This is a genomic window from Desulfococcus sp. (assembly GCF_050178255.1).
In the GTDB taxonomy this organism is placed as follows: Bacteria; Desulfobacterota; Desulfobacteria; order Desulfobacterales; family Desulfococcaceae; genus Desulfococcus; species Desulfococcus multivorans.
This window is the reverse complement of sequence record NZ_JBFXGG010000137.1, coordinates 2,377-7,329: the sequence shown is the minus strand read 5'-3', so window position 1 is coordinate 7,329 and position 4,953 is coordinate 2,377. Positions and strand designations below refer to the sequence as shown.

Annotated in this window: 5 protein-coding genes; 3 read left to right on the top strand and 2 right to left on the bottom strand. The window is 56.8% G+C overall.

Annotation, left to right across the window (positions count from 1 at the left end):
- Positions 1-632: 632 nt before the first annotated feature.
- The 3 genes from AB7S84_RS15580 to AB7S84_RS15570 all read left to right on the top strand — a co-directional run bounded on the left by AB7S84_RS15580 (position 633) and on the right by AB7S84_RS15570 (position 3,783).
- On the top strand, positions 633-1,889 hold the full coding sequence (locus tag AB7S84_RS15580; RefSeq protein WP_020876722.1) for an ATP-binding protein: 1,257 nt from the start codon (positions 633-635) through the stop codon (positions 1,887-1,889).
- Positions 1,890-2,037: 148 nt separating this feature from the next.
- Positions 2,038-3,051: a zinc-dependent alcohol dehydrogenase family protein gene (locus AB7S84_RS15575; protein WP_428155616.1), complete on the top strand. Its 1,014-nt coding sequence runs from the start codon at positions 2,038-2,040 to the stop codon at positions 3,049-3,051.
- A 330-nt stretch (positions 3,052-3,381) separates the two neighbouring features.
- Positions 3,382-3,783 carry a CBS domain-containing protein gene (locus AB7S84_RS15570; protein WP_020876720.1) on the top strand — a complete coding sequence of 134 codons (402 nt, stop codon included), beginning with the start codon at positions 3,382-3,384 and terminating at the stop codon, positions 3,781-3,783.
- Between the two features lie 104 nt (positions 3,784-3,887).
- Here AB7S84_RS15570 and AB7S84_RS15565 read toward each other — a convergent pair whose 3' ends face one another.
- Both AB7S84_RS15565 and AB7S84_RS15560 read right to left on the bottom strand, forming a co-directional pair.
- Entirely contained in the window at positions 3,888-4,397 is a 510-nt protein-coding gene (locus AB7S84_RS15565) for a hypothetical protein (protein ID WP_020876719.1), read from the bottom strand.
- 19 nt (positions 4,398-4,416) lie between these two features.
- A complete protein-coding gene (locus tag AB7S84_RS15560) occupies positions 4,417-4,812 on the bottom strand; it encodes a diacylglycerol kinase (RefSeq protein WP_020876718.1) in 396 nt (131 codons plus the stop codon).
- Between the last annotated feature and the right edge of the window lie 141 nt (positions 4,813-4,953).

Below are 4,953 nucleotides of genomic sequence, written 5' to 3'. Positions count from 1 at the left end.
GAAAACCTTTTCTTCCTGCTGCTGCATGGTATTGTAGCCGCAGCCGGTGAGGGCCATCGCCGTCGATAACATCATGACCAGAACAAGTAAAACGCGTTTCATATTCGGAGCTCCTCTGTTTATTCATTCTAATCGCGGGAATTGGTATATAGTTTGGAAAATAACACGATTTTTTCAGAAATGAAACCGGTAATAACCTTGCAGCCCGAAGGCTTACGGCCGTGTAAAACTTTCGGAGAATCGCGGACGGCGGCCTCGGGAATTTTGGCGCAACGGTCGGGTTTCGATTTTGAGACGGGAAGAGAGATCGCGATGGGTTGCTACGATGACGCGAAGGCCGACCGATCAGGTTCTTTTGGATTCGGCTTTCGGTTTATTCGCCGCAAGCTGTTTGCTTGGGTCCGGTATTCATGATAAAATAAAATTGTCAGGCATAAAATAGCTATTGGACAATTCTTTTAGGTGTTGCTTTTCCCGACGGACATCCGTCGATACCTACCGCGCTGGATTGGCACGACCTTTGCATAGGCCGCGTGATCCGGATGTGGCGGAATATAGAGGAGTTGTAAAACGTATCCGACCGTCCCTTTTGCATGAATCGCGATTCCGGTTGAATAAATTGGAGGTCATTGATGTACGAAAGCCTTACAGAACTCCTCAAGCAAATCTCCTTGGGCGAAGATTCCGTTCTCGAGCTCAAAACCGTTGAGTTCGCCGGCAACAAGATCAAAGGTCCGCATCGTGACGGTATGGCCGATGAACTTGCGGCAATGGCGAATACGCATACCGGCATCATCGTACTGGGCGTTGATGACAAGACCCGAAAAATCCAGGGTATCCCATCAGACAAACTGGATATCGTTGAGAGTTGGCTGCGTGAAATCTGTAATGATCTGATAGAACCGCCCCTGGACTGCCTGATCCGCAAGCTCGTCGTCTCCGATCCGGAGAGAGGCGAGAAGCTTATTCTGCGAATCGATGTGCCGAGAAGTCTGTTTGTCCACCAGAGTCCGGGCGGATATTTTCGCCGCATCGGGAGTTCGAAACGGCAGATGCGGCCGGATGTATTGGCGCGGTTGTTCCAGCAGCGGAGCCAGACAAGGCTTGTCCGGTTTGATGAACAAACGGTTCCCCATGCCGGTCTTGAAGATTTGAACCCCAGGTTGTGGCGACGCTTCAGGACGGTTGTCTCGCCCCGGGATGATGACGTGTTTTTAGAAAAAATGAAGCTGGTTGCCTTGGATGAGACCGGTGTTCTTCGCCCCACTGTCGGCGGTATCCTAATGGCGTGCGACGCACCCGAAGCGTTCATGTCCAGCGCCTTTATTCAAGCGGTCTGCTATCGCGGTTCAGAACGAAATGCCGCCTATCAACTGGATGCCAAGGATATCACAGGGCCCCTCGATGTTCAGATAAGGGATGCCTGCAATTTCGTCGAACGGAATATGCGTGTTTATGCCGTCAAGGCGCCCAACCGGATCGAGACGCCGCAGTTCTCCATGAACGCGGTTTTCGAGGCCGTGGTGAATGCGGTGGCCCACCGTGATTACGCGATTTACGGGTCGAAGATACGTCTTCATCTTTTTGCCGACCGATTGGAGATATTTTCACCGGGAACCATTCCGAACACCATGACGATCGACAGCCTCTCGGAGCGCCAATCCTCGCGTAACGAACTGCTGACCTCCCTGCTGGCGCGATGTCCGATGAACGTGAACGCCGTCGGGAGTCAACGGAGCTTTATCATGGATAAGCGCGGCGAAGGTGTTCCGATCATCATTACCGAAAGCGAAAAGCTCTCGGGTGTAAGACCGGTGTACAGGCTGATCGATGATGCCGAACTCAAGCTGACCCTGTTTGCGGCAAAGCCGCCCCAGGGGAAAGGTTGATGTTCAGCCGGCTTCAATTCAACAACTCAACTTTCGATTTTCATAGGCCGGTGCTGGTAGGATACGGCCCGCGCCCACGCGGTTTCGTTCAAGTGCCGCTGAAGTTTAGATATCGCTGACGGTTCTTTCAGACACGAGGAGGTGACGCATGCGCGTCTTTCAGGTTGAAGATGCCTGGTCCATGGAAAACGTGCGCATCAACACGCGGCCGGAGCCGGAGCCCCGATCCGGACAGGTGCGGCTCAGGATGAAGGCTTCGGCCCTCAACTACCGCGATCTGCTGGTTCCCCTGCGCGGCTACGGCTCGAGAATGAAGGCCTTGCCGCTGATCATGCTGAGCGACGGCCTCGGCATCGTGGAGTCGGTGGGAGAGGGCGTGAGCAACCTCAGCATCGGGGATCGGGTCTGCCCGCTGTTCTTTCAGAGCTGGATCAGCGGGGAGCCGAACAAAAAAAGGCTCTCCCTGAGCCTGGGGTGTGAGCTGGACGGCACCATGGCCGAATTGATGGTGCTTCCCGAGGAGGGCGTGGCGCTTGCACCCGAACATCTGGACGACATGGCGGCGGCGTCCCTTCCCTCCGCTGCGGTGACCGCCTGGCGGGCCCTGGTCACGGAAGGCCGCGTCAAACCGGGCGACACGGTATTGGTTCAGGGAACGGGCGGGGTGTCGCTCTTCGCCCTCCAGTTCGCGAAGCTGCTGGGGGCTTTCGTGATCGTCACCTCCTCCAGCGATGACAAACTGGCGCGGGTCCGCGGGATGGGTGCGGACGAGACCATCAACTATCGCACGGTGCCGGAGTGGGGTAAGCGCGCACGCGACATCGCAGGCAAGGACGGTGTCGACCACATCGTGGAGGTCGGCGGCCGGGCGACGCTGCCCCAGTCGCTGCGCGCCGTCCGGGCCGGGGGCACCATCAGCATGATCGGCGTGCTCTCGGGCGGCATCATGGACGTCCCCCTGGGGCCGATCGTGACCCGGCATGTGCGGCTCCAGGGCATCACTGTCGGCAGCAGGGATGATTTTGTCGCCATGGCCGCGGCGATTGCCCGGCACCGGCTTCACCCGGTGATCGATCAGGTCTTCGCCTTCGAGGAGCTGCACGCCGCTCTGGACCATCTGTCGAGCGGGAGGCATTTCGGCAAGATCTGCATCGCGCATTAGCCTTGCCCCTTGCATGCGATCGGTGATGCCGCATCCGCATCGCCGATCCCTCCCATTCTTTGATCCGTCCGATTCATCCGACTCAACTGTCGACTGCTTTCGATTTTGATAGGACGGTGCCGGTCATTTCATTATCATGAAAGTTGAAATCTGATTTGTTCGGGCCGGTAGGTATAATGCCTCATGCGATATAGGCATTATTCCCATATGATTGAGTAGGTGCCCCTATTTGCAAAAGCGCCTTTTTCTTCTATTGAATGATAAAAGACGCCGACAATCGGCGGGTACGGATGCATCGATAACGACGAAATCCAGAAAAGGAGGTGGGTGATGAAGAATCTGAAGGCATCGGATGTGATGGTCAGGCCCGTTGTGGCTGCCAGGAAAAACGCGCCGGCAAGGGACGTCGCCTTTCAATTCCTGAACGGGTTTTACAGCGGGATGCCCGTTACCGATGAAGAGGGCGGCGTCATCGGGGTCGTTACGGAGCTGGATATCCTGGAGGCCGTTCTGGCGGGCAAGGAACTGGTGAAAATCACCGCCGGCGATATCATGAGCCCGAAACCGATCACCGCGGACGTGAGTACGCCCTTGACCGACATCGTGAAAATCATGAAGGAAAAAAACGTCATCCGTCTGCCGGTGACGAATAATGGAAAATTGGTGGGGATCATTGCCCGATGCGATATTCTCACCACGCTGATCGAGCCGGAGTTCGTCACCTACATGTAGAAAGGCGGTCTGTTGTCCATAGGCTGAAGGCTGAAGGCTATAGGGGTGCTTATTTGACGGATGCGGCATTTATGTCCTTCAGCCTTCAGTTTCAACCCTCAGCCTCACCCTTCACGGGGCGCCGCCGCCGTTGCCAACCCCTTCAGGGTTCCGTATCTCGGCCGATAATGGAACATCGCCAGGGCCGATACGGCGATCAGGAAATAGAGGTACGCCGCGTCGTCGCCCAGGAAATAGAGGACCATCCCGAAGATGCCGATGCTGTCGGCGGCGCTCCATGAGACCAGCACGGTCACCGCGTATTTCCGGATCGCCGTTGCCGGTGATACCCCCGGCCTGGGCTTCAGGGTACGCCTCCGGAACAGATCGATGAAAACCAGCTCCGCGGCGGAGACGGCGATGAGGATCCGCCGCAGGGTGTCGAGGGGGGCCTCGCCCGGGCCGGGCTGCCGAACGGTATTTCCCGTCAGCAGACAGAGCGCGAGATAGATCCCCAGCGACGCGAGCATGGCCGTCCAGATGATCCGGATGACGGTGAAATGTTTTCGCAGCATGTCGTCATTCACGGCAAGCTTCTCTTTGTTCGGCAATTTGCCGGATATCCGCTTTTCCACGGTATGACCTCCCTCAATGTCAATGGAGAATCGAAAACAGCCGCAGGACCTGATAGGTCTCGATGGCGAGAATGATCCCCCACAGCAGGATGCAGATGCCGGCTGCGGCAGCCGAGATGTCCTTGATGACCTTGACCCTGCGGCTCTTTTCGGTGGTGATGAAGTCGCACACCGCCTCGATGGCGCTGTTGAAGAGCTCCGCCTGCAGCATCATGGCCGTGGCCGCCGCCAGGAGCAGGAAATCGATCCACTTCCGGAAGAAAAAGAAGATGGACAGGACGACGGCCGACAGCATCAGCTTGTAGGTGACGCTGAAATCGTATCGGACGGCATATTTCAGGCCGGACAGGACAACCCTGATCTTCCGGAGGGGATGAAAACCGGTTTCGCCCGTACCCAGGAACTTGTTTCGCAAATCGTCCTCTCTTTCCGCGGCATTTTTTCAGAATTGCGGGTCCGCCCATTTCAGCAGCCGGTGGAGGGTCAGCACCCATGCCGCGCCGAGAACGGCGCCGGCGACAACGTCCGAGACGTAATGCACCTGAAGGTAGACCCG

Excerpts from the sequence above, each read along its gene's own strand:
- AB7S84_RS15580 (WP_020876722.1), top strand. The coding sequence starts at position 633 with ATGTACGAAAGCCTTACAGAACTCCTCAAGCAAATCTCCTTGGGCGAA.
- AB7S84_RS15575 (WP_428155616.1), top strand. The coding sequence starts at position 2,038 with ATGCGCGTCTTTCAGGTTGAAGATGCCTGGTCCATGGAAAACGTGCGC.
- AB7S84_RS15570 (WP_020876720.1), top strand. The coding sequence starts at position 3,382 with ATGAAGAATCTGAAGGCATCGGATGTGATGGTCAGGCCCGTTGTGGCT.